Annotated in this window: 20 protein-coding genes; 11 read left to right on the top strand and 9 right to left on the bottom strand. The window is 43.0% G+C overall.

Annotated features, from left to right (window positions below):
• Positions 1-59: 59 nt before the first annotated feature.
• Entirely contained in the window at positions 60-1079 is a 1020-nt protein-coding gene (locus tag DP114_RS13410) for a long-chain acyl-[acyl-carrier-protein] reductase (RefSeq protein WP_169263761.1), read from the bottom strand.
• A 387-nt stretch (positions 1080-1466) separates the two neighbouring features.
• A complete protein-coding gene (locus DP114_RS13405) occupies positions 1467-2159 on the bottom strand; it encodes an aldehyde oxygenase (deformylating) (protein WP_171976320.1) in 693 nt (230 codons plus the stop codon).
• A gap of 187 nt (positions 2160-2346) precedes the next feature.
• Here DP114_RS13405 and DP114_RS13400 point away from each other — a divergent pair, with 187 nt between their 5' ends.
• Entirely contained in the window at positions 2347-2610 is a 264-nt protein-coding gene (locus DP114_RS13400) for a hypothetical protein (protein WP_169263759.1), read from the top strand.
• Between the two features lie 99 nt (positions 2611-2709).
• Here DP114_RS13400 and DP114_RS13395 read toward each other — a convergent pair whose 3' ends face one another.
• From DP114_RS13395 to DP114_RS13385, 3 genes are all read right to left on the bottom strand, one after another.
• The gene (locus tag DP114_RS13395; RefSeq protein WP_171976319.1) at positions 2710-4578 is read right to left on the bottom strand and encodes a WD40 repeat domain-containing serine/threonine-protein kinase; all 1869 of its coding nucleotides are present in this window, start codon (positions 4576-4578) and stop codon (positions 2710-2712) included.
• Positions 4579-4675: 97 nt separating this feature from the next.
• Positions 4676-5188, bottom strand: a complete 513-nt coding sequence (locus tag DP114_RS13390) for a hypothetical protein (RefSeq protein WP_169263757.1) — start codon at positions 5186-5188, stop codon at positions 4676-4678.
• A 501-nt stretch (positions 5189-5689) separates the two neighbouring features.
• Positions 5690-6721 (bottom strand): hypothetical protein, encoded by a 1032-nt coding sequence (locus DP114_RS13385; RefSeq protein ID WP_171976318.1) that lies wholly within the window; start codon positions 6719-6721, stop codon positions 5690-5692.
• Positions 6722-7014: 293 nt separating this feature from the next.
• Between DP114_RS13385 and DP114_RS13380 the strand changes: the two genes are divergently transcribed.
• The 8 genes from DP114_RS13380 (at position 7015) to DP114_RS13345 (ending at position 13701) form a co-directional block, all read left to right on the top strand.
• On the top strand, positions 7015-8553 hold the full coding sequence (locus DP114_RS13380; protein ID WP_171976317.1) for a DEAD/DEAH box helicase family protein: 1539 nt from the start codon (positions 7015-7017) through the stop codon (positions 8551-8553).
• A gap of 134 nt (positions 8554-8687) precedes the next feature.
• Positions 8688-10265 carry a GMC family oxidoreductase gene (locus tag DP114_RS13375; RefSeq protein ID WP_171976316.1) on the top strand — a complete coding sequence of 526 codons (1578 nt, stop codon included), beginning with the start codon at positions 8688-8690 and terminating at the stop codon, positions 10263-10265.
• A gap of 192 nt (positions 10266-10457) precedes the next feature.
• Complete coding sequence (locus DP114_RS13370) at positions 10458-11672, top strand: DUF790 family protein (protein ID WP_169263753.1); 1215 nt, start codon at positions 10458-10460, stop codon at positions 11670-11672.
• 64 nt (positions 11673-11736) lie between these two features.
• Positions 11737-11880: a hypothetical protein gene (locus tag DP114_RS13365; protein WP_211178317.1), complete on the top strand. Its 144-nt coding sequence runs from the start codon at positions 11737-11739 to the stop codon at positions 11878-11880.
• A gap of 77 nt (positions 11881-11957) precedes the next feature.
• Entirely contained in the window at positions 11958-12194 is a 237-nt protein-coding gene (locus tag DP114_RS13360) for a hypothetical protein (RefSeq protein WP_169263752.1), read from the top strand.
• A complete protein-coding gene (locus DP114_RS13355; RefSeq protein WP_169263751.1) occupies positions 12181-12630 on the top strand; it encodes a type II toxin-antitoxin system VapC family toxin in 450 nt (149 codons plus the stop codon). The genes DP114_RS13360 and DP114_RS13355 overlap by 14 nt, the downstream gene beginning before the upstream one ends.
• Positions 12631-12961: 331 nt before the next feature.
• Entirely contained in the window at positions 12962-13378 is a 417-nt protein-coding gene (locus tag DP114_RS13350; protein WP_169263750.1) for an element excision factor XisH family protein, read from the top strand.
• Positions 13366-13701 carry a XisI protein gene (locus tag DP114_RS13345; RefSeq protein ID WP_171976315.1) on the top strand — a complete coding sequence of 112 codons (336 nt, stop codon included), beginning with the start codon at positions 13366-13368 and terminating at the stop codon, positions 13699-13701. The genes DP114_RS13350 and DP114_RS13345 overlap by 13 nt, the downstream gene beginning before the upstream one ends.
• 441 nt (positions 13702-14142) lie before the next feature.
• On the opposite strand, the gene DP114_RS13335 is transcribed toward DP114_RS13345, so the two are convergent.
• Positions 14143-15060, bottom strand: coding sequence for a methylenetetrahydrofolate reductase (locus DP114_RS13335; protein WP_171976314.1), 918 nt, complete (start codon positions 15058-15060; stop codon positions 14143-14145).
• A gap of 62 nt (positions 15061-15122) precedes the next feature.
• The gene (gene trpS, locus DP114_RS13330) at positions 15123-16133 is read right to left on the bottom strand and encodes a tryptophan--tRNA ligase (protein ID WP_171976313.1); all 1011 of its coding nucleotides are present in this window, start codon (positions 16131-16133) and stop codon (positions 15123-15125) included.
• A gap of 322 nt (positions 16134-16455) precedes the next feature.
• On the opposite strand from trpS, the gene DP114_RS13325 reads away from it, so the two are divergent.
• Both DP114_RS13325 and DP114_RS13320 read left to right on the top strand, forming a co-directional pair.
• Positions 16456-19047, top strand: coding sequence for a chloride channel protein (locus tag DP114_RS13325; RefSeq protein WP_171976312.1), 2592 nt, complete (start codon positions 16456-16458; stop codon positions 19045-19047).
• Positions 19048-19117: 70 nt separating this feature from the next.
• The gene (locus DP114_RS13320; RefSeq protein WP_171976311.1) at positions 19118-20380 is read left to right on the top strand and encodes a cytochrome P450; all 1263 of its coding nucleotides are present in this window, start codon (positions 19118-19120) and stop codon (positions 20378-20380) included.
• Between the two features lie 77 nt (positions 20381-20457).
• Here the strand turns inward: DP114_RS13320 and DP114_RS13315 are convergent, their stop codons facing one another.
• Together DP114_RS13315 and DP114_RS13310 are read right to left on the bottom strand one after the other, a co-directional pair.
• On the bottom strand, positions 20458-20745 hold the full coding sequence (locus DP114_RS13315; protein ID WP_169263744.1) for a protealysin inhibitor emfourin: 288 nt from the start codon (positions 20743-20745) through the stop codon (positions 20458-20460).
• Between the two features lie 257 nt (positions 20746-21002).
• Entirely contained in the window at positions 21003-22082 is a 1080-nt protein-coding gene (locus DP114_RS13310; RefSeq protein WP_171976310.1) for a M4 family metallopeptidase, read from the bottom strand.
• Between the last annotated feature and the right edge of the window lie 18 nt (positions 22083-22100).

Raw genomic sequence — 22100 nt, 5'->3', positions numbered from 1 at the left:
TTTTCTAGACTCATGAGTCACTAGCTCATAACTAATAACTCATGACTTATGACTAATCACTAAACCAGGAGTGGTCTAAATCCATGCTTTCTTGATACCTGACCAATTTGCTCCATTTTTTCTACAGTAATCCGATTGCGCCCCCAAGAGAAGTTAGTGTATAACTTCTCAAATTCCAATAGCATTGATTCTGCAAAACAAGCAAACAACTGGCGTGCTGGAACATCCATATTGACGATGCCCATAATTTTCCAATCAATATCCAGGGAATGTTCCACAATCCCACCATTTAGGACGTGTACACCTGGATGCTGAACTTTAGTTGCGAGATTTTTTGGATAGCCACCATCAATCAGCAAACAAGGTTGCTTTAAAACTTTGGGATCGATTTCCATCCCTTTAGGCATACTAGCAACCCAAACGACAATATCAGCTTGGGGAAGTGCTTCTTCCATAGACAGGATTTTTCCACGCCCCAGTTCGTCTTGCAGCTGTTGTAGGCGTTCTTGGTTACGGGCTACTAGCAACAGTTCCTTAACATCTGTTTTTGCATCCAACCAACGACAAACAGCACTACCAATATCTCCAGTCGCCCCGCATACAGCAACCGTTGCATTTGATAGTTCAATGCCTACTTGCTTCGATGCTTTTTCTACCTGTTGACAAATGATGTATGCTGTATGAGTGTTACCTGTGGTAAAGCGTTCAAACTCTAATTTAATATTGCGGACTTGTTTGAATTGCTCTAAATTAAAGTTTTCAAAAATTATTGAAGAAAATCCGCCTAAAGCTGTAATACTTATCCCGTGCTTTTGAGCGTGAGCCATAGCGTTGAGGATTTTGCGTGTTGCAGCTTTGATGCGACGAGTTGCCAGCATTTCTGGCAAAAAGCCTGACTCTACATACCGCCCTTCAATTTTTTGTCCGGTAACACTGGTAACTGTAATGTTATCGACAATTTGGGGCGGAGCGCTGCACCAAAAATCTAACCCCTGATCAGCATATTCTGGGTAGCCCAATTCTTTGGCTACTGCTTGCGCGTGTTCTAAACTAGTAAGGTGTCCGATTAGACCAAACATGAACGATGTTGTGACGCGTATCCTTCGTTAGAAGGGTGGAATAGGCGGGTTAAGATATAATTAACCCTTCAAAATACTACACAAAAACTAACCAGCAAATGAGAGTCTGCTCTGGCTTTTAAGAAATTCAAAAAAAGGATGCAAGCCCCACTCGCTTCTTAAAAATTCAAAATTCAAGATGCAAAATTCAAAAAAAGACTCTTTAATTTTGAACTTTGTTAGCGCAGCGGGACGCACTCCTCCTTTGTTCGCGTTGCAAGAACGTGTCCCCTTGGGACTCAGCGTGCCCGTCCGCCGCAGGCATAGGGCATACTTTGAATTCCTCCCAAGGGTAGATCCCTAATCCCCACTCTTTCAAGAAGTGGAAACTTTGAATTTCCTGTTGTCCTATCCGGTGATTCCGTAGGCAGACAGACGCATGAGCTCGCGGGTGGAAAAACCAATATTACTAAGAGCTTCTCCGTATTGAATCATGAAAGCTTCTACTAAAGCGTCCTTTTCCATAGCTAAGGTGCGCGCATCATCCTCAACAGAGTTGAGCATTTTCCACACTATGGGTAAGTTTTGGCGATTTGCTTCTTCTAATTCCGCTTTGGATTGTTCAAAGTGTTCTTTCAACCATACTTCTCCAAAGTTGAGGTGGCTGTATTCATCTTTAACTACCCCTTCGGTGATTTTACGAGCAAAATCATCAGCAACTTCGATGTAAATTTCGTATGCGGCGATCGCAAAACATTCAATAATCAAAGACTGAATCAGCAAGCAAGTAACGACTTTACCTTCAGCGGCTGCTTTTTGAAAATTTTGATGCAATGGGGCAAAAAACTCTTGAGCAAATTGCATATCTGGCGTTACCTTCAGATTGCGCCCACAAGCTTCAAATCCTTTTTTGTGGCGACTTTCCATCTTAGAAAGCCGAATTAGCTCATCTTGATTTTCGCTCAGCAGTTCAGTGAGTTTGAGATAATTTGCGTGCGCTTCTTGTTCGCCTTCTATCACAATCGCATTGATCCGGCTGTAAGCGTCTTTGTATACTTCGCTCTGGAAGTCAAGTTCTGGTTGATCTACAAGCTGCTGCATTGTACATTCACTCCCGTGAAATGAATTATCTTATACAAGAATCGAGTTTTGCCCGTGAAATAAGGGCAAGGGTAACTATGATTTAATTTTACTTAACAAGTCTCTATGTTATAGATTAGCTTTTGCTGGTGGGATTAGCTCAAGCTAATTCACAAAACAAGTAGGCAATAACAGAGACAGGGGATTCATGATGGATGACGAATCCAAAATCCTAAACGCCAAGCACTCTCAACATAGACCTTTAGAAGGAGACTTCAGCAAGGGTAGCCTAGCAGCTAAATTGAAAACTTCCCCAAGGCTAGGAATTCTACTGCTAGCTGCTGTTATAGTATTATTACCCTTAGTTGTCGAGTTGTTGACATCCTTTGTTCCTAATAAGGCACTATCTTGTGTTTTAGGGGAAAATAGCTGGTTTTTAGTCCATTATCACGATACCTGGGAGACAGGTTAACTTTTACTTGCTTTTGCTAATTCTAGCTTAGTGCGCGATCGCGCGTTGTGCGTCTTTCAACAGAAGAATTGAGCAATTTATAGCAGCGCCTGTTCATCGTTAGTGACATCGCCAAATCTTTACTGCACCATCATTACTACTACTGACAATGCTCTTTCCATTTGGACTGATAGTGAGAGAATGAATCAAATCTAAATGTCCGGTAAGGGTATCAATGAGTTGCCCATTGCCCATGTCCCACAACTTGATAGTTTTATCCCGACTTCCAGTGGCGAGAATTTGACCATTAGGACTAATAGCGACAGCACTTACCCAATCAGAATGACCGACTAAGCTACGAATCATTGTGCCATTGTTTAAGTGCCACTGTTGAATAGTTTTGTCGCGACTGACGCTAATTAATGTCTTACCATTAGGACTGATAGCAATACCAGAAACCCAGTCTGTATGCCCAGTGAAAGTGCTAAGCAACTTCCCGCTTATTAGGTTCCACACCTTAATCGTGTTATCTCGACTACCACTGACAAGAGTTTGACCATCTGGACTGATAGCAAGGGCACAAACCGAGTTAGAATGCCCCATAAGATTGCGAATTTGTTCCCCAGTGGGTAGAGACCATACTTTGATTGTGTTGTCCCTACTACTACTGGCAAGAGATAGACCATCTGGGCTGATGGCGATCGCATAAACCGAGTCGGAATGTCCTTTCAAATTGCGAATGTGCTTACCACTACCCCAATCCCAAATTTTGATAGACTTATCTAAGCTAGCACTGGCTAATGTTTGACCATCTCGGCTAAACACTAAGCAAGTAAACCAAGTTGCCTCGCGTTTCAGCAAGCCTGAGTGTGATGTCAGGGTGCGAATTAAGCTGGCGCTGCCTAAATGCCACAGTTTAATGGTACTATCATCGCTACCACTAGCAATTGTCTGACCATCTGGACTGATAACAACAGAACGCACCGAGGCAGCATGACCTGTGAGAGTGTGTAAGCACTCCCATGTCTGAGTAATGGTTGATGGTGGTGTTGGGTTAGAGATAACTGTTTCTGGAATGTTAGCAGATGAAGTTGTGGCGTGTATATCTCTTAATACTTGATCAACTGATTGGTAGCGATCACCCACTCGCTCTTGTAGTAGTTTGTCTAAGACTTCCCCTAACCTTTTGCTGATGGTTACATCTGTTTTTTCCAGGTGTTCTCGCCATAACCAACGAGATTCCCAGGAACTGTAGAGATTAGAAGGGTGGATTCCTGTAATTAAATGTAAACAAGTTGCACCTAAAGCATATAAGTCACTGGCTGGATATGCTTCACCAGAGCGGATTTGTTCATTCGGAGCATAGCCTGGAGTACCCGCCATTGTACCCCGGTTCACAGACATAACAGTGCCCGAAGCTTGTTTGGAAACTCCAAAATCAATTAAAGCAAGAGCACGATCTTTCTGGCGACAGATAATATTTTCGGGCTTAATATCCCGGTGAATAACGCCGCGTTCATGAATAAACTTCAGGACTGGTAACAAATCATTTAGAAATTGCCAAATCTGACTTTCGTTGTATACTCCATATCGTTCCAATTCCTGTAATAAATTTTGCCCATCGACAAACTCTTGTACCAGATACAAGCATTTGTTCTGTTCAAAAGAGGCGAGCAGATTGGGAATGCGCTCATGCATCCCTAGTTCGTACAGCCGAATTGCCTCTTGATTAAATAATTCAATTGCCTTGTTTAACGCTTGTGAATTTCCTTGAATTTCTGGTGACGGTGAAAATTGCTTAATGACGCAGAATTCATTCATTCTGTCTTGATCGACTGCGCGGTATGTTTTACCAAATCCACCCTCACCTAGCTGACTTATGGCACGGTATCTGTCTTTCAGCAGCAGCTTTGTCCCGCAACTTATGCAGAAATTTCCATGCTCAGGATTTTGATGTTTTTGACAATTGGGATTGAGGCAGTAGCTCATACTTTTGATGGTTATTGGGGAATGGAGTACTATGAAGCCTCTATCAAAACGCTAACAATCAACGTTATTCGCTAATCACCGCTCAACGTAGATTGACTTATGTTTTATTTCTATTCAAGTAAACATAAATGTTTGATATCCATAAAATTACACCAAATACCATCCACACAATTTCTCTACCTGTGAAAGATTCGTTGACTCGTATGTTTGGCTGTTGTTGTTGCCAATAATAATTCACTGCCTTTAATACAGTTAATAATGGAATGAAGCTTAATAACCATACAAGCTGCAGTGAATTGTGAAAATCTAGCACATAAAATATCCAGTAAAAAAACGTCACCCGAAAAGGTGAAGGCTTTTCTCTATATCCTTGTTCTTCAGCTAGGGCAAATAGTTTTTGAGATAAACTGTATAAGTAAAAAGGTAAAAACCAAGAGCGAAACCAGGCACTAATTTTTGGATTATTGCGTTCTTTGAGAAATTTCCATTGTTTATGCGCCCAGGGGAGTTGATAAATACCCAAAGTAAAAATATATAAAGTGCAAAACTTCCATAAAGGCATTATGTTAGAAAGCTCACCATTATTTATTCTATGGTTATATTGATTCATCTTTTTTCACACAATATACTGAGTAGTTACATTAACAACACTCTCGCTAACAAACTTATCTTCGCAACTTTTTGCAAACTCACTGTATGTAATTAAATATATACATAGTAGCCTTTTTACTTAGTTTTGACTAGGAAACTTAGTAAAATGTCAGTCTTGATTGCTAGTCGTAACCCTCTACGAACAATAACAATTAACAACAATTTTTAAACCGGTTTTGATACAGGATTCATCTACATCTACAACGTCTTGGCAGTTGATTCCTGAAAAGCAAAGCCCAGAAAGCAAGTCGTGATTTATCAAACCAAGCCCTAATCTTGCAAATTAGGTTGAGCCTACACTGCAGACTTAATTTGTATAGTAGTACAAAACTGCCTGCCTATGGAGGTAACGAAGTTCTGATTGTTGTTTCAAAAGAACCAGACGAAGCAGGGGAGGACACGGTTCGTATTCAACAGCACGCGCGTATTTGTGTTTTCTCCACTCCCCACAGCCTACTTTTTAACTAGTCTCCTGTATCTGCAAGCGGATAGTGTGTTCAGTCCCACCACTCAGTTGTAACTCCATAACTTCACCGCCAAGAGGTTCCAAGCATTCCAGAAGTTCTCGCAAGCGTGGTGTACTTGCACCCGTATCCACATACAAACGGTCTGATAGATTACCAATTTTCTTCCAACTCATGTACAATTTGGCAATCATTTGCTCTAGTTGGGATGCTTGATTTACTAAGTCTGCTGCTATGCTCAGACAGCCAACTCTTTGAGCTTCTATCAAGGCTGTTTCGATGTCAACTTCTTGAGCGTTTAGCGCTTGGACTTGAACCGCTGCTTTGAGATATTTTGCCAGATTACGAGCATCTGTGGTGACTTGCTTGATGGTATCTATGTCAGGATTTTGGGATATTTCCTTTTGAATCGCGTTTTGGTGAGACTCTGGCAATTTCTCCATCTCCTTCACCAGTGGCGCGATGTAACGGGGAGGAAGAGAATTTTCTGCTGCTTTTATCTTGACTGGTTCGGGTAGCAACTCCGAAGACATTGCTGTCCATTCGTCGTTGATTTGACGTACTTCCCGTCTGGTGATGCGATCGCCTTTTTGGGCTGCTTCACCAACCATCTGTTGAACTTCTGGCGCTGCTTTGGCAGTTTCGATAAACGCCCGTTTGCTAAAGTTATTGATGGCTGAGGGTTCTAATCTTCCTTCTTCTAAAAGGGTATCAGCGCTGTTCGCCAGTTGAATCAGAGCATATGCTTGACTTTTGCCAATTTCTCGTTCTTTGAGCCATTTGAGAAAACCAGCACCTCGTCCCTCACCGCCTATTTTCTCCCTGTCGCGAACAGCGCGTAAAATTCGTCCTCGCCAAATGTCGGTTTGCAAATCAAAGCGATCGCACACCTGCCAAGCCACATCTAGCTGCTTTTGAAATTCAGGTTCAGGAATTTCCTCATCTTCGGGATCAGGTAGTTCAAATTCAAAATCAGCCGGCTGTTGCAGAAGTGCAGCCAACTCATCAATAGATTCGTTATATTGCACGATTTTATAGTTTGTTAGTTGTATGACTGTATGCGCGGTTTATTATCACACATTCCGCGTAAGCTAGATTGTATGCCTGAGTGATTTGTTCCTAGCTATGTTTATTCTGGCTTGAGTAGAGCCAAGAGGCTATATTTTGTCACTAACACGCTCCGATCTCGAATTCAACCGCTTATAGGAAACCATATTATGTTAGATGTGATCATCGCGGGGTTAGTAGTAACAGCTTTTACGTTATGAATAATAAAAAGTGAGACAAATCTTACATTTGAAAAAAGCCGGGAAAAGCAAAAATGGCTCGCACGCCCACACTAACTTTTGATCGTGGCACATTAATTTTGCATCCACCACCACGCGGCAGGGCTTGGATGGATTTTGCTACATGGGATGACAGAGTAGAAAAATTCCGCATTCCGGCTATTCAATACCGTGCTTTGGTGGAAGCAATGCAAGCCCAAGAAATTAATTTTATCGATGAAGCTAAGGCGTTTTATCCGATAGAGTTGGTTCCGAGTCTGGAAATGGAACCTTATCCCCACCAAAGTGAGGCGTTAGCTGCTTGGAAACTCGCGGGAAGACAAGGAGTCGTCGTGCTTCCCACCGCAGCGGGAAAGACGTATTTGGCGCAAATGGCGATGCAAGCGACGCCGCGCACGACACTTATTGTCGTGCCAACGCTGGATTTAATGCATCAGTGGTATGCTCATTTGAAGGCGGCGTTTCCTGATGCTGAGGTTGGGTTACTTGGCGGTGGTTCGCGAGATAGAACACCTGTACTTGTGGCCACTTATGATAGTGCGGCTATCCATGCGGAAAGTTTGGGGAATCTGTATGCTTTGTTAATTTTTGATGAATGTCATCATTTGCCAACAGATTTTAGTCGGGTGATTGCGGAATATGCGATCGCACCCTACCGTTTGGGACTATCTGCGACACCCGAACGCACTGATGGTAAACACGCGGACTTGAATTTTTTAATCGGCAGAGAAGTCTATCGCAAAAGGGCTGAGGATTTAGCAGGAAAGGCGTTAGCAGAACATGAAGTTGTGCAAATTAAGGTGAAATTATCACAAAATGAGCGGGAAAAATACACTCAACTGATTCAAGTTCGCAACGACTTTTTGAAGCAATCAAAGATATCTTTAGGGAGTCTTCAAGGCTGGCAAACATTTGTGCAAATGAGTGCGCGATCGCAAGCTGGACGTAGAGCCATGTTAGCGCATCGGGAAGCGAAAGAAATTGCTTTGGGTACTGATGGGAAGATAAGAGTTCTTGCTGATATATTAACAGAACATTATCCAGAAAGAGTTTTGATTTTTACTGCTGATAATGCGACAGTTTACCACATTTCTCAAAATTTTCTAGTTCCAGCAATTACTCATCAAACTCCTGTCAAGGAACGGCATGAAATTTTAACAAAATTTCGAGAGGGAGAGTTTAAAACTCTGGTTGCTTCTCATGTGTTGAACGAGGGTGTTGATGTTCCTGCAGCTTCTGTTGCGATTATTTTATCTGGTACAGGTTCGACACGGGAGTATATTCAAAGATTGGGCAGGGTTTTAAGAAAAGGTAAGGATAATAAGAAGCAGGCGATTTTGTACGAGGTGGTGGCGGAGGATACGAGTGAGGAGGGGACTTCGGCGAGGAGAAGAGGTGTGGAGAAGAAAAACGAACCGCCAAGACGCCAAGAGCACGAAGAAAAGAGGGAGAAGAAAGGGAATTTACAGGTTATTTATGGGAGTGGAAAGGAAAAGAGTCTTAAGGCTGCTGAGCAGTTGGAGATAAATTATAAAGTTCAAAAGAAACCGCCGATAAATACGGATGAAAGCTGATAATTTTTCAATAGTTATCTGTATTTACAGCAGATTGCAGGTAGAAAGAGTACACTAATGTGAGTGGATCAAAGCTTGAAAATAAAACCATTATCAATCGAGTTTTGAGAAAAAATAATTAAACTGAACTTAAAATGTCTCGATATGATTATATTGTGATTGGTGCAGGCTCAGCAGGTTGCGTGGTTGCCAACCGTCTCACAGAAGACCCCCAAACAACTGTGTTGTTGCTTGAAGCAGGCGCTCGGGATACGAAACCAGAGATTCAAATCCCACGGGAAGCTAGGAATTTACCTGGCTCCGAGGTAGACTGGAAATATTTCTCGGAACCCGAACCGTACCTTAACGATCGCAAGATCTTTTGTCCCCGTGGTAAACTCTTGGGGGGCAGTAGTTCGATTAATTACATGGCATATATACGGGGCAATCATCACGACTTTGACCACTGGCAGGAATTGGGCAACCCCGGTTGGTCGTACCAAGATGTCTTGCCCTATTTCAAGAAATCTGAGCATCAGCAACGTGGTGCATCGGAATATCACAGTGTGGATGGGGAGTTGAGCGTCACAGATATCGTGTCTCCTGCTGCGATTTCAAGAGCGTTTGTAGAAGCAGCGGTGGCAATGGGATACAAGTACAATCCTGATTTTAATGCAGAGCAGCAGGAAGGGGTAGGATCGATTCAGTTTACAATCAAAGATGGTAAGCGGCACAGTACTGCTGCTGCATTTCTCACGCCGATTCTGGATCGTCCGAACTTAACGGTGCAAACAGGTGCGTTGGTGACTCGATTGTTGTTTGAGAAGACTCGCACCATCGGGGTGGAATACCTGCAATCTGGAACGCTACACCAGGTTAGAGTCAGTCAGGAAGTGATTTTAAGTGCGGGCGCGTTCGATTCGCCCAAGCTGCTAATGCTTTCTGGCATTGGGAATGCAGAACGCTTGCAAGCAATGGGGATTTCAGTCGTCGTCGATCTGCCGGGTGTGGGTCAAAACCTGCAAGACCACGTTGGCTTTCCCGTGCCCTACAAGGCAACTCAGGAGGTGCACCCTGCTGCCACTGGTAATGGTCTTAGTGAAGCTGCAATGTTTATGCATAGCCAGGGAAATCTGGATGTCGCGCCAGATTTGCTGCTTTTCTTCAATGCCAATCCTTTGTTACCTCCTGGGTATGCCCAGGTTGATTCGGGGTTCACAGGCTATGTTAGTTTGACCCATCCCCAGAACATTGGCAGTGTCGCTTTGCGATCGCTTGACCCCAACGATGCCCCGATCCTTCGGATGAACTATCTGCAAAATCAATCCGATGTGCAAAAGCTAGTAGCAGGGATTCGATTCTTTCGCGACTTGTTTCATTCAACCGCCTTTGATGAGTTTCGAGGTGAGGAAATTGCTCCCGGTGTCGAGGTTCAAAGCGATGAAGCACTCGTTGCTTATGTTCGGGAGGTTTGCGGGACTGTGTTTCATCCTGTCGGCACTTGCAAAATGGGAACTGACCCAATGGCGGTTGTAGATCCTGAACTCCGGGTACATGGGGTGAAGGGATTGCGTGTCGTTGATGCCTCGATCATGCCAACGATCACCACGGGAAATACGAACGCGCCCACCATTATGATTGGTGAGAAAGCAGCCGATCTGATTAAAGCCGCAAAGCACAGTTCTAAACAACACGGTAGTGGTAAAAAGTACAGGATACGAGAGTTGTACTAAATAGCGATTTTTGTTTATGGAAAACGAAGCGCTCGTTTAGTACATTTGCACGCTTATCAGTTCAGTTTAATTATTTTTTCTCGAAAGTCGATTGATAATGGTTTTATTTTCAAGCTTTGATGCACTTACTTTAGTATACTCTATCTACCTGCAATCTGCTGTATCTGCGTTGCTCTGCGGTTCAAAATTTCAATGTTACCAACAGAATTACTAAGTCACAGACAAAATGGGGAAGAGATTATCCCGAAGAGACTGAAGATTGATGATAATCATTTGGCGATCGCCACTGAGTTAACAAGTTGTTTTCAGGAAGCGGTAGGTAAGACTCAGGGTGCGCTTGAGCGTCAATTGTCAGAGTTGGAGGGGGATACTCCAGATTATAGAGTCAAGCGGGGTTTAGCTTATATCCTCAAAAGCAGTTTCTGTACTTTTGAGGTGGTGAGTCCTTTGGAACCTCAAATGTTACGAGAAAGGGTTTTTGCTTTGGCGGCTAAGTCTCCTCCGAGTCGCGAGTTGACAGAAACGACTTTAACTCATATTGCTGATGAATTGAGTCATGAACTTGAACGTGAAGTTTTGCCGAAACAAGTTCGTGAGGGGTTATATGCGGATTTGTCTGAGAATAAAATTTTAACTGCTTTTGATGCACCAGCACCCCATGATTTATTGCATCGCTACAATTTATCTCAGGTGCAGGGGGTGTTTTATAGAGCAAGTCAGTTGGTGATAAATGCTCATCGCAATGTGCCTGGACAATATAAGCTTTTGTTTCGCTACCTCAAGTTGTTTCAATTAATGTCTTATATTGAGGGAGATGCTGACCACGGTTTTACAATTACAATTGATGGTCCGACGAGTTTGTTTACTCCAAGTACACGTTATGGTTTGGCTATAGCGAAGCTGATTCCGGCTTTACTTCATGTCACAAAATGGAGTCTTTCCACAATATTACAAATTCGTGATCCATACACAAATACATGGAAAACGGGACGTTTTACTCTCAATTCTGAATGCGGTTTGGTGTCTCATTATTCCACTGGTAAACCATACGACAGTATGTTGGAAGAGTCTTTTGCTGATAAGTGGGAGTCAACAAAAACGGATTGGGTGTTAGAGCGAGAAGTTGACTTAATTCCTATTCCTGGAAGTGTGATGATTCCTGATTTTAGATTAGTCCATCCTGATGGGCGATCGCTGTTATTAGAAATAGTTGGTTATTGGCGACCAGAATATTTACAAAAGAAGTTTTCACAGGTGCGACGTGCAGGACGTGATGATTTAATTTTGGCGATTTCTGAGCGATTGAATTTGGAAAAAGCTGGAGTTCAATTAAATGATGTGCCTGCTAGGATTGTTTGGTTTAAAGATAAATTGTTGCCGAAAGCGGTGTTAGCGGTGATGGAGTAAAAAGGAGGAATGATATGAAGATTATTGAAACAATTGCTACGGTTACAGAAGATGGAAAAATGACATGACAATACAGTTACGACCAGATATTCCAGTAGGTGAGCATCAAGTGGTGGTAGTGATTGATGAACAGGTTTTACCCAAAAAACCAGAGATAAAGGAAAAGCGTCCGCCTTTAAACTTCCCAGTACACAATTATGGTTCTTGACCTGAAAATCTTTCTTTAAGACGTGAGGATATGTATGATGATTGGGGACGCTAACGTCATATTTTAGGAGAAATGAGATGAAAGCGATTACGACAATTGCTACAGTTACAGAAGATGGGAAAATCACAGTACAGTTACCACCAGATATTCCACCAGGTGAGCATGAATTGGTGGTGGTGATTGATGAAAAACCTTTGGTAGAGAAGCAGATAATTAAGGAAAAACGTCCGCCTCTAAAATTTTCTGCCTATCCTGTAGGATTAGTCTCGCAAAGCGTTACTTTCCGCCGAGAAGATTTATATGCAAACGACTGATAACCCTGTCTTCATCGACATGAATATTTTGGTTTATGCCAATTTAGCTTTGTCACCGTTTCACTTACAAGCTACGGAACGACTTCAAGCTATAGAAGAACAGGGAATTGAACTATGGATCAGTCGCCAAACTCTCAGGGAATATTTAGCAGCTATGACAAGGAAAGGTGACTTAACTGGAGAAATTCCTGTTTCTTCCCTAGTGGAAGACGTGCGGTATTTCTCCAACCGCTTTCGGTTAGCTGAAGATAACTTGCATGTGACTGAAAGGTTGTTGACGTTGATGGAAGAAATTACCATTGGTGGCAAGCAGGTACATGATGCGAATATTGTCGCCACAATGCTAGTTTACGGTATTCCTCAGCTGTTAACTCATAACACTGGAGATTTTGCGAGATTTTCTGAGTTAATTACTGTGCTGCCTTTACAAGAGTAGGTCATCTGAATATATTGTACCTGTCCCAAACTTTGTAATCCTAGGTTTGCAAGATATAAACAGAATAGCTTTATTGAATTGATGGAGAATCTCAAGTTAGCTTATCCTAAAAAAATGATGTCAGCAATTCCTGCTAATCAGAATTGTGGTTATATAGCAGTCCTAAATCATTTTTTTAAAATTAGAAACCCGGTTTCTCCCAGAAACCGGGTTTCTGGACTTCAACAATTTTCACCTATCAAATAGGATTGCTATATTTTGTCTATCAAGTACACATTTAACAGTTATCAGTTCTCAGTTCTCACTGTTCATTGTTCACCGATGAAACATTATGCCTTCACGCGATATTTATCATAACACTGTTAAAAATGCTCTGCTCAAAGATGGATGGACAATAACCCACGATCCTCTAAAACTTGAGATGGGTAAAAAAGATTTATATGTTGACTTGGGAGCAGAACAACTCATCGCTGCTGAGAAAGAAAAGTCTAAAATAGCAGTCGTAATTAAAAGTTTTGTTGGTCGCTCTGATATCGATGATTTAGAAAAGGCGCTGGGGCAGTATATTCTCTACAATGATATTCTTTCAGAAAAAGAACCAGAACGAGTTTTATACCTTGCTATCCGCAATGGAGTTTACATAGACCTGTTTGAAGAACCAATTGGTAAACTGTTATTAAGCAAAGGTCGTGTCAAGCTGATTGTGTTTGATCCTAGCATGGAGGTAATTCTCAAATGGATACCCTAGACAGCTATAGACAGATTACTGAAAAAATTCTCTCTGAATATGCTGCTGTTCCTTACGCTTACGGCGAGATTCAAACCGAAGTCGTCTTTGATCGCAAGAACGACCGATATTTGCTGGTGAATGTGGGATGGGATGGCGATCGCCGAGTTCACGGTTGTATTATTCACATCGACATTATCAACAACAAACTCTGGATTCAGCGGGATGGTACTCAACACGGTATTGCCAAAGATTTGACAGAAGCTGGAATCCCCGAGAACCACATTGTCTTAGGATTTCGAGAGCCTGAACTCAGGCAGTATACAGGATATGCTGTGGCGTAGGGATCTACGTCTTCTACTAAAACTTGAGCCATACTTGACTCTCAATGATTTGAGCAGGTTGTTGAGATTATAGCTTGCACCAGGAGAATGCCTTACGGTGCGCATTCGCGATACGCAAAGCGTCAAGCCTCCGGCTTATCGCCCTTTATGGAGATGGGTAAAGGCAGTTATACCAATTTGAAAAAAGAATGCAACACATGGAAAAAACCCCTCCCCAACCCTAAATCAAATGACTCAAAACTCCCTCTCTACCAGACGCTACGCGAACGCAACCTCACCCTGCCCTATCGGGCATCCCTCTCCTTAGTAAGGAGAGGGAAAGATTTTAGCGCAGCTAAAAGCGAGGGTGAGGTTTTGAGTGGTGGGTTGTAGAGACGTTGCATCCGAGCGTTCGTACAGGGTTTTGATGGTACACAAACCAATCAAAACTAACGCGATAGACTACTTAGTAACTACCCCAACGCCAGCCATATCCAAAATTGGCACAATCAAATCTTCACGCTTCACCGCCATCATGTGCACACCCTGACACAATTGACGTGCGATTTGGACTTGTTCAGCAGCAATTTTCATTCCTTCCTCAAGCGGATCTTTTGCTTGCGCCAATCTATCAATAATGTGGTCAGGAATATTCACACCTGGTACACACCGATTGATAAACTGAGCATTTTTCGCTGATTTCAACAGAAAAATTCCTGCCAAAATTGGTTTATCACAGCCTGCAGCTATTTTGTCCATAAACTTTTCTAGCCGTTCAAAGTCTGTAATCAATTGACTTTGAAAAAACTGCGCCCCCGCCGCTAATTTGCGCTCAAACCGACTTTGTAAACCAGACCAACTTGCACATTGCGGATCGACTGCTGCACCTGGAAATAAATCCAGCGCACCGTCACTCAGAGGTTTTTCGTTGCAGTCAATGCCTTGATTGAGTTTGTGAATCAGTTGCAGCAACCGCACTCCTTCCAAGTCGAACACGCCTTTAGCGTCGGGATGGTCGCCTGCTTTCACAGGATCGCCAGTCAAAGCTAGGATGTTATAAATACCCAGAGCATGAGCGCCCATGAGGTCGGCTTGTATCGCAATACGGTTGCGATCGCGACAAGCAATCTGACAAATCGGCTCGATGCCATTTTGTAACAAAATTGCCGATGCCACTAGTGAACACATCCGTAATACTGCGCGGCTACCATCAGTAATATTGACGGCATGAACCCTCCCCTTAAGAGTCGCCGCCATTTGTATCATGTGTTCTGGATTACCGCCTTTCGGTGGTGTAACCTCGGCGGTAATCAGGAATTTACCTGTTTTCGCAGCTGTACGAAAAGAAGTTAAAGCTGTTGGAGTTATCGTATCCAGCATAAAAAACGACCATTTCTGTCTAATGGTACAGCTATAACACAAGACAACCTGATGAGAAAACCTTATAACGGTATAGAGTAACCCATCGCAGCTTTGACTTCATTAAGAGTTTGGTTGGCGATCGCCTCTGCTTTTTGCTTTCCATCCCGCAACACAGACTCCAGATAACCTTTGTCGTTCATCACCGCCTGATATTTTTCTTGGATGGGTTTGAGGGCTTCAATCGTCGTATCCGTTAACAAAGGTTTAAATTGCCCCCAGCCCATATCCTGACACTCAGCTGCTACCTCTTCCTTCGTTTTTCCAGAAAGCAGCATATACAGAGTTAACAAATTGTTACTTTCAGGACGTTCTGGGTTGTCAAACTCCAAACCGCGTATCGGATCAGTTTTGCAGCGCTTAATTTTTTTTGCAATTTCATCAGGTGAATCTAGCAAGTTGATCCGACTCAACTCAGACGGATCGGACTTCGACATTTTCTTAGTACCATCCGTTAAACTCATCACCCTTGCACCTTCTTTACGAATCAAAGGTTCTGGTAACTTTAGCACTGGCTGATTTGGTTTAGCAAATTGGTGATTAAACCTGTTGACGATATCTCGTGTCAGTTCCAAATGTTGCTTTTGATCTTCACCGACGGGCACTTTATCTGGTTTATAAAGCAAAATATCAGATGCCATCAGCACTGGGTAGTCCAACAAGCCAACATTCACATTTTCTCCTTGTTTGACTGCTTTTTCCTTAAACTGGATCATGTCTTGCAGCCAATTGAGGGGCGTGATGCAGTTAAACAACCAAGTTAGTTCACTGTGGGCAGAAACATGAGATTGCACAAAAATAGTAGAGTGGTTGAGATCAAGTCCGCAAGCCAGATATAAAGTAGCTAGAGTATAGGTATTAGCTGCCAGCGTTGCTGGTTCATGGGGCACAGTAATCGCGTGTAAATCAGCTATAAAGAGAAAATTGTCATACTGGCTTTGGATTTCTACCCAGTTGCGAATTGCACCCAAGTAGTTGCCTAAATGTAAATTGCCAGTTGGTTGAACTCCGGAAAGAACTCGTTGCCTACCCATAAACTCCAATATAGTATTTTTAAATCCGACAATGCGGCTTTACAGCATGATTTCCATTGTTGCAGAAAATTTTTGACATTTCTTTATATTTCACGCAAATATAGCCCGGATGTTGTAGATGTTTGATATGTTGCCTTATTAACCCCACAAATAATTTATCAATAAACAAAACAGGATCATATAGCAGCTATCTTCCCTGTTCCCTGTTCCCTGCACTGAGCGGCTTGTGCTGACTGGCACTGAGCGTAGTCGAAGTGTTCCCTGTAAATTTAAAACCATAACTTCTCTATAATTCATATATTAAGAAGAGATTGCCAACAAGATGCTAATCAGGGGAAAAATTCTTTGGCTCAGGCTTTATCGGCAACTTTTGCAACCTAAACGCTTTGCTATTTTTCAAGCTTGTCTGATTGGTTTAGTGTCAGCGTTAGCAGCAGTTTTGTTAAAGCAAGGCGTGGGTTATTTAGGTGGCTGGCGAGTCCATATGACTCATGTACTACCAGCTTGGTTAGTACTACCAGCAATTGGCTTAGGCGGCGGATTGCTGTCTGGTTGGTTGGTGGAACGAATGGCTCCTGAGGCTTCTGGTAGTGGGATTTCACAAGTTAAGGCAGTACTTGCCAAGGTGCCAGTGTCGCTGAATTTGCGAGTAGCAATAGTTAAGCTATTTAGCGCAATGATAGCATTAGCTTCGGGTTTGCCTTTAGGTCGGGAAGGTCCAACGCTACAGGTGGGAGCTGCGATCGCCAATCAAGTCAATCGCTTATTTCCAAGTTCCCCTGATTACCGTCGCCAAATTATTGCAGCAGGTGCAGGAGCTGGTTTAGCTGCAGCTTTCGATGCCCCTATCTCCGGTTTTCTGTTTGTTGTCGAAGAACTGCTTCAAGATGTCTCTGGCTTTACTCTAGGTACAGCAATACTCGCTTCTTTCATTGGTGCGGTGATTTCCCGATGGCTCGGAGGACATAGCTTAGTTTTAGAGTTAACTGCACTACAAACCAATTTTTCACTTCCAGAAATTCCTTTCTACCTGGCTTTAGGAGTATTAGCAGGGTTGCTGGGTGGACTGTTTAATCGAGGAATTATCGCTTCTATAAAATTTAACAACCGTTGGTTACCCTTTGGATTACCTCTGCGAGTGGGGTTAGCTGGGTTAATTTGTGGTATAGTAGTCGCTCTTTTGCCAGCGCCTTTTCGGGATACAGCAGGATTACGGGAAACTTTGACTGCGGGTGATCTCAGCGCTGGTGTGACTATTATTGCTTTTGTTTCTCAGTTTGTCCTGATATTAATAGCATACGGTTCGGGGGCACCAGGAGGGTTATTAGTTCCCCCAATGCTTTTGGGAGCTGCTCTTGGTTATTTAGTGGGAATTGCAGAACATAGTATGTTGGGAATCACTTCTCCCACAACCTATGCTTTAGCAGGGATGGGGACGTTTTTGAGTGCTGTAGCTAGAGTCCCAATCACCAGCATCATCATCGTCTTTGAGATGACGACAGATTTTAATTTGGTATTACCGCTGATGATTGGTGCGGTTGTTGCTTATTTGGTGGCGGAAAAGGTGGCGGCTGGTTCGCTTTACGATCATTTGTTAGAGCTTAGTGGTATTCACATAGAACAAGAGCCAAAAAAAGAGGGATTATTATCGCGGCTCAATGCAGTAGATGTGATGCAGCACCGTGTGGAAACATTATCTAGCCAGATGAGCGTTGACGAAGCATTACAGGCTTTTTCTAACTCACAGCATCGCAACTTTCCTGTTATTGATGGTCGCAAAGTTGTTGGTATGCTAACTCAGAAAGATGTCGCAAATATTGCCTCACTTCCATCAGGTGGGAATACACCAATCAGCGAAGTCATGACACCCGAACCTGTAACAGTGAGTCCACAAGATACGTTGGCTTATGTTCTACATCTACTCAACCGTCATAACCTCAACTGTCTACCAGTAACAGAAGTCAGCAAACTAGTTGGAATTATTACACGTAGCGATATCATTCGTGTAGAAGCAGAACAATTGAGTGGCAAAACCTCTAAGGTGGCATCGAAAGCGAAACCTTCGTACGTCGTTTACCAAACCCGTTCTCCAGAAACAGGCAAAGGACGATTATTAGTACCGCTTTCGCATCCGGGCACCGCACAAACTCTGCTTGAGATGGCGCTGGCAATAGCTAAAGAGCGTAATTATGAATTAGAATGCCTGCAAGTGATTCTCGTGCCGCGCGGTTGCAACCCGGCTCAAACACCAGTGCAAACCACTGATAGTCATCATCTTTTGAATCAAGCGCTACAACTTGGGCAAGAAAAGCAGATTCCCGTTCATACACAGATACGAGTTGCTGATAATATCGCCAGAGCAATTTTAGAAACTGTCAGAGAACGACACATTGACTTAGTTTTGATGGGTTGGAAAGGCAAGACTTCTACACCAGGACGAGTTTTTAGCCGAGTGGTAGATACTGTCATTCGTCAGGCTACTTGTGATCTTGTCTTAGTGAAGTTGAATGGCACAATAGCTTTTAACCGTTGGTTATTGTCAGTAGCAGGAGGTCCTAACTCTCGTCAAGCCCTTCAACTTTTACCTGCGCTTGCTTCTTTAAGTTCAACGCCGGAAATTAAAGTCTGTCAAGTCTTCCAGCCGAATGGCTCTACTCCTGATACAAAGCCATTAGAAACATCTGTCCGCTTTCTCAAGCGTAAAGTCGGTGCTCATGTCATGGCAACTCCAGTTCGCGCCGATTCTGTGTGTGAAGCTGTGATTGAGTGTGCCGAAAAAGACCAAAGTGATGTTATTGTTCTAGGCGCTAGCCGTGAAAAGCTTTTGCAAAAGGCAATCAAAGGAAATATACCAGAGACGATTTCTCGTAAGAGTCATTGCACTGTGATTTTGGTACGTAGTGCTCTTGGATGAAGCTAACTTGTTAAGATGATGTTGAGTGCACAGTGACTCAAAGCAAACCATCACTGACCACCATAGAAGCATGAAGCATCTGTCGGACTACAACTTCTTTGACCCTGAACTGCTTGTGTGCCCTTATGAATTCTACAAGCTAGCACAGGAGCAAGCACCAATTATGGAGCTACCTAGTCCCAATACTGACGCTAAGCTCTTCCTCGTTACGCGCTATGACTTGGTGATAGAAATTCTTAAGGATACAAAAGTATTCTCTAGCAATTTCTCTACTTTACTGGTTGGAAAAGAAGAACAGGATCCGGAGTTGCAAAAAATCTTTGCTCAAGGCTGGCCTCAGATGAACACCCTGCTGACGGCAGATCCGCCAGAACACGAGCGATTCCGATCACTGGTGAATAAGGCATTCACCTCGTCGCGTGTCAATAAAATGCATAACTTGATTCAGCAGACTGTTGATGAACTCATTGACAGTTTCATCGATAAGAGTAAGTGTGAATTCGTCAGTGAGTTTGCTGTACCCTTACCGCTCAAGGTTATTGCTCAGCAGTTAGGTGTGCCGCAGGCAGATCTGCCGAAGTTCAAACAATGGTCTGATTCTTTTATTGCGCGCCTAAGCCATATGCTTTCTAGAGAGCAGGAGATCGAGTGTGCTAAAGATGTGCTTGCTTTCCAGCATTATTTTCATGATGTCATAGAGTCACGCCAAAAACAGCCTCAAGATGATTTGATCACGGACTTGGTACAGGCAAAGGTGGCTCAAGAGCGATCGCTCGACACTGCTGAACTGCTGAGTATAATTCAGCAAATACTAGTGGCAGGCAATGAGACAGTCACCAGTGCGATCGCGGGTGGAATGTTGTTGCTGACAAAGAATCCCCAGCAGATGAAGTTGCTACAAACAGATCTTTCCCTGGTACAGAACTTTGTTGAAGAAGTTCTACGGATGGAAACTCCGACAGCGGGAATGTGGCGAGTTGTAACACAAGATACAAAACTAGGAGACGTTGATCTAAAAGCTGGGTCTTTGGTCATGATCCGCTTCGATGCTGCTAACCGCGATCCCATAAAATTTCCAGACGATGAGCGTTTCGACGTACGTCGCCATAATGCCAGCAACCACCTATCTTTTGGTTATGGCATTCATTATTGTTTGGGCGCTATGCTTGCTCGCAAGGAAATGCAGATCGCCTATGAACGGTTGCTGCTACGGATTAAGAACATCCGCTTGGCACAAGATGATTACCAGTACTTGCCGAACATACTCATGCGGGGACTCAAGCATCTCTATATTGAGTTCGACAAGGTAGCAGTTGAACAAAGTGAAACGTAATATTAAAATGAGTTTTGTAATGAGTCTATTTTTTCATCTGTCTACAGAATGAAAAACAAAAATATTGTTTCTTTCTTCTACTTTTGTTGCAGCCATTCAATCAAAGGTCTTAACGTTCCTGGTAGCGCAGTTTCACTCACAGTGATTGTGTGTTCTCTGTTTTCATCTTCTACCGTGAGTTTGTACTGAAAGCGGTCAGGTTGTGTCGTAGAAGCTGTGATCTTTTCAGGTAAATTAAAGAAATCTGCGGCTTGTATTAATGAAGGTAATTGATCAGCTTCATTTGCCGGAATGCTTGCCGTATCTACAGTTTTTTTTCTACTTATCCCTGCAAAACCACCCGTGCGTTCAAATGATATCCGCATTTTGTTGTTCTCCGTCTTGCTACATCTTGCAAGAATGAATAAAAACTGGGAAGATAACAATATATTTCCCAGTTTATCAAGAAAAACAACAATAACAAGAAGTCAAAAGTCAGAAGTTTTTGAGGCTATAGCCCACTTACAGACAACACACCTGTGTGTTTACTAATTTGGTGGGTACGTTTCTGTGTAGCCCGTTGCGAGTGGATGCGTTGCAATCTGCGGATGACTCCAAATTGTTTTGTCTGTTGAATATTTCTCTAGAGAACTCCTACCTTTTGCCAACCATTCTTCACTGCTTTTTGTTCTTTACTTCCTTGACCGTAAAGTTCTTCAGCAACTTTGATAGTGATATTAGCAGCCTGTTTAAAATTGGCTTTGGATTTGAGGCGATCGCGTAAACTAATGTACCAGATTTTCCCAGCTTTTTCCCAAGCATAGCCGCCAATTTCCATAGCCGCTAAATAAAAGGCGAGATTAGGAATACTTGAGTTGATATGTACTCCCCCATTATCATCTGTACCAGTGTATTTGTTTTTCATATGCGCTGGTTGGGGGTCTTTGCCCATTACTGGATCATCATACGCTGTTCCAGGTGCTTTCATTGAACGAATGCCTACACCTTTTGTCTTCAGTGTCAATAGACCTTCCCCAATAATCCAGTCTGCCTGATCTGCGGTCTGATTTTTGACTCGCTGTTTCACCAGAGAGCCAAAAACATCAGAAAATGACTCATTGAGTGCTCCAGATTCTCCAAAATAGATGAGACCAGCTTCATGCTGAGTAACCCCATGAGTTAACTCATGCCCAATAACATCTATACATTTGGTGAAGCTCTGAAACATTTCTCCGTCACCATCACCGTAAACCATTTGGTCGCCATTCCAAAAGGCGTTGTCATATTTAACGTTGTAATGGACGGTAGAATCTAAACGCAGTCCTTTGTCATCAACAGAATTGCGCTCAAAAATCTCTTTGAACAAGTCATAAGTTGCACCGGCTGCATCGTAGGCTTCGTTGACTGCTGGATCTTGGCTTGGGGGATCGCCTTCTGAACGGACGAGTACGCCAGGAAGTTGTTCAGTATTTTTAGCATCATAGATAGTACGACGCTTCTGACCTGGGGAAACCCCAAAATTCACAGCACCTACTACGTTCCGCCGTCCACGAAATTGTGCCGAAACATTTAATGTGCGAAATGCCCACTTACGCTGCTCTTCGTTACCATTGACTGCAACGTGTTCCAGCATATGAGGTGGAATAATACAACAAATGGGGCATCTAGTGTGAAGTTGATGCTCTAATTGAGACGCAACAGATTTTTTCTTTTTTTGAGCCATCTTTTAAGATATTCTCCT

The sequence above is a fragment of the Brasilonema sennae CENA114 genome (genome assembly GCF_006968745.1).
Taxonomy (GTDB): Bacteria; Cyanobacteriota; Cyanobacteriia; order Cyanobacteriales; family Nostocaceae; genus Brasilonema; species Brasilonema sennae.
This window is presented reverse-complemented; position numbering and strand designations above follow the sequence as displayed.

What these genes read in the sequence shown, in the direction of transcription:
- DP114_RS13410 (WP_169263761.1), bottom strand. Translation starts at nt 1,079, where the DNA reads ATGTTTGGTCTAATCGGACACCTTACTAGTTTAGAACACGCGCAAGCA.
- DP114_RS13405 (WP_171976320.1), bottom strand. Translation starts at nt 2,159, where the DNA reads ATGCAGCAGCTTGTAGATCAACCAGAACTTGACTTCCAGAGCGAAGTA.
- DP114_RS13400 (WP_169263759.1), top strand. Translation starts at nt 2,347, where the DNA reads ATGATGGATGACGAATCCAAAATCCTAAACGCCAAGCACTCTCAACAT.
- DP114_RS13395 (WP_171976319.1), bottom strand. Translation starts at nt 4,578, where the DNA reads ATGAGCTACTGCCTCAATCCCAATTGTCAAAAACATCAAAATCCTGAG.
- DP114_RS13390 (WP_169263757.1), bottom strand. Translation starts at nt 5,188, where the DNA reads ATGAATCAATATAACCATAGAATAAATAATGGTGAGCTTTCTAACATA.
- DP114_RS13380 (WP_171976317.1), top strand. Translation starts at nt 7,015, where the DNA reads ATGGCTCGCACGCCCACACTAACTTTTGATCGTGGCACATTAATTTTG.
- DP114_RS13375 (WP_171976316.1), top strand. Translation starts at nt 8,688, where the DNA reads ATGTCTCGATATGATTATATTGTGATTGGTGCAGGCTCAGCAGGTTGC.
- DP114_RS13370 (WP_169263753.1), top strand. Translation starts at nt 10,458, where the DNA reads ATGTTACCAACAGAATTACTAAGTCACAGACAAAATGGGGAAGAGATT.
- DP114_RS13365 (WP_211178317.1), top strand. Translation starts at nt 11,737, where the DNA reads ATGACAATACAGTTACGACCAGATATTCCAGTAGGTGAGCATCAAGTG.
- DP114_RS13360 (WP_169263752.1), top strand. Translation starts at nt 11,958, where the DNA reads ATGAAAGCGATTACGACAATTGCTACAGTTACAGAAGATGGGAAAATC.
- DP114_RS13355 (WP_169263751.1), top strand. Translation starts at nt 12,181, where the DNA reads ATGCAAACGACTGATAACCCTGTCTTCATCGACATGAATATTTTGGTT.
- DP114_RS13350 (WP_169263750.1), top strand. Translation starts at nt 12,962, where the DNA reads ATGCCTTCACGCGATATTTATCATAACACTGTTAAAAATGCTCTGCTC.
- DP114_RS13345 (WP_171976315.1), top strand. Translation starts at nt 13,366, where the DNA reads ATGGATACCCTAGACAGCTATAGACAGATTACTGAAAAAATTCTCTCT.
- DP114_RS13335 (WP_171976314.1), bottom strand. Translation starts at nt 15,060, where the DNA reads ATGCTGGATACGATAACTCCAACAGCTTTAACTTCTTTTCGTACAGCT.
- trpS (WP_171976313.1), bottom strand. Translation starts at nt 16,133, where the DNA reads ATGGGTAGGCAACGAGTTCTTTCCGGAGTTCAACCAACTGGCAATTTA.
- DP114_RS13325 (WP_171976312.1), top strand. Translation starts at nt 16,456, where the DNA reads ATGCTAATCAGGGGAAAAATTCTTTGGCTCAGGCTTTATCGGCAACTT.
- DP114_RS13320 (WP_171976311.1), top strand. Translation starts at nt 19,118, where the DNA reads ATGAAGCATCTGTCGGACTACAACTTCTTTGACCCTGAACTGCTTGTG.
- DP114_RS13315 (WP_169263744.1), bottom strand. Translation starts at nt 20,745, where the DNA reads ATGCGGATATCATTTGAACGCACGGGTGGTTTTGCAGGGATAAGTAGA.
- DP114_RS13310 (WP_171976310.1), bottom strand. Translation starts at nt 22,082, where the DNA reads ATGGCTCAAAAAAAGAAAAAATCTGTTGCGTCTCAATTAGAGCATCAA.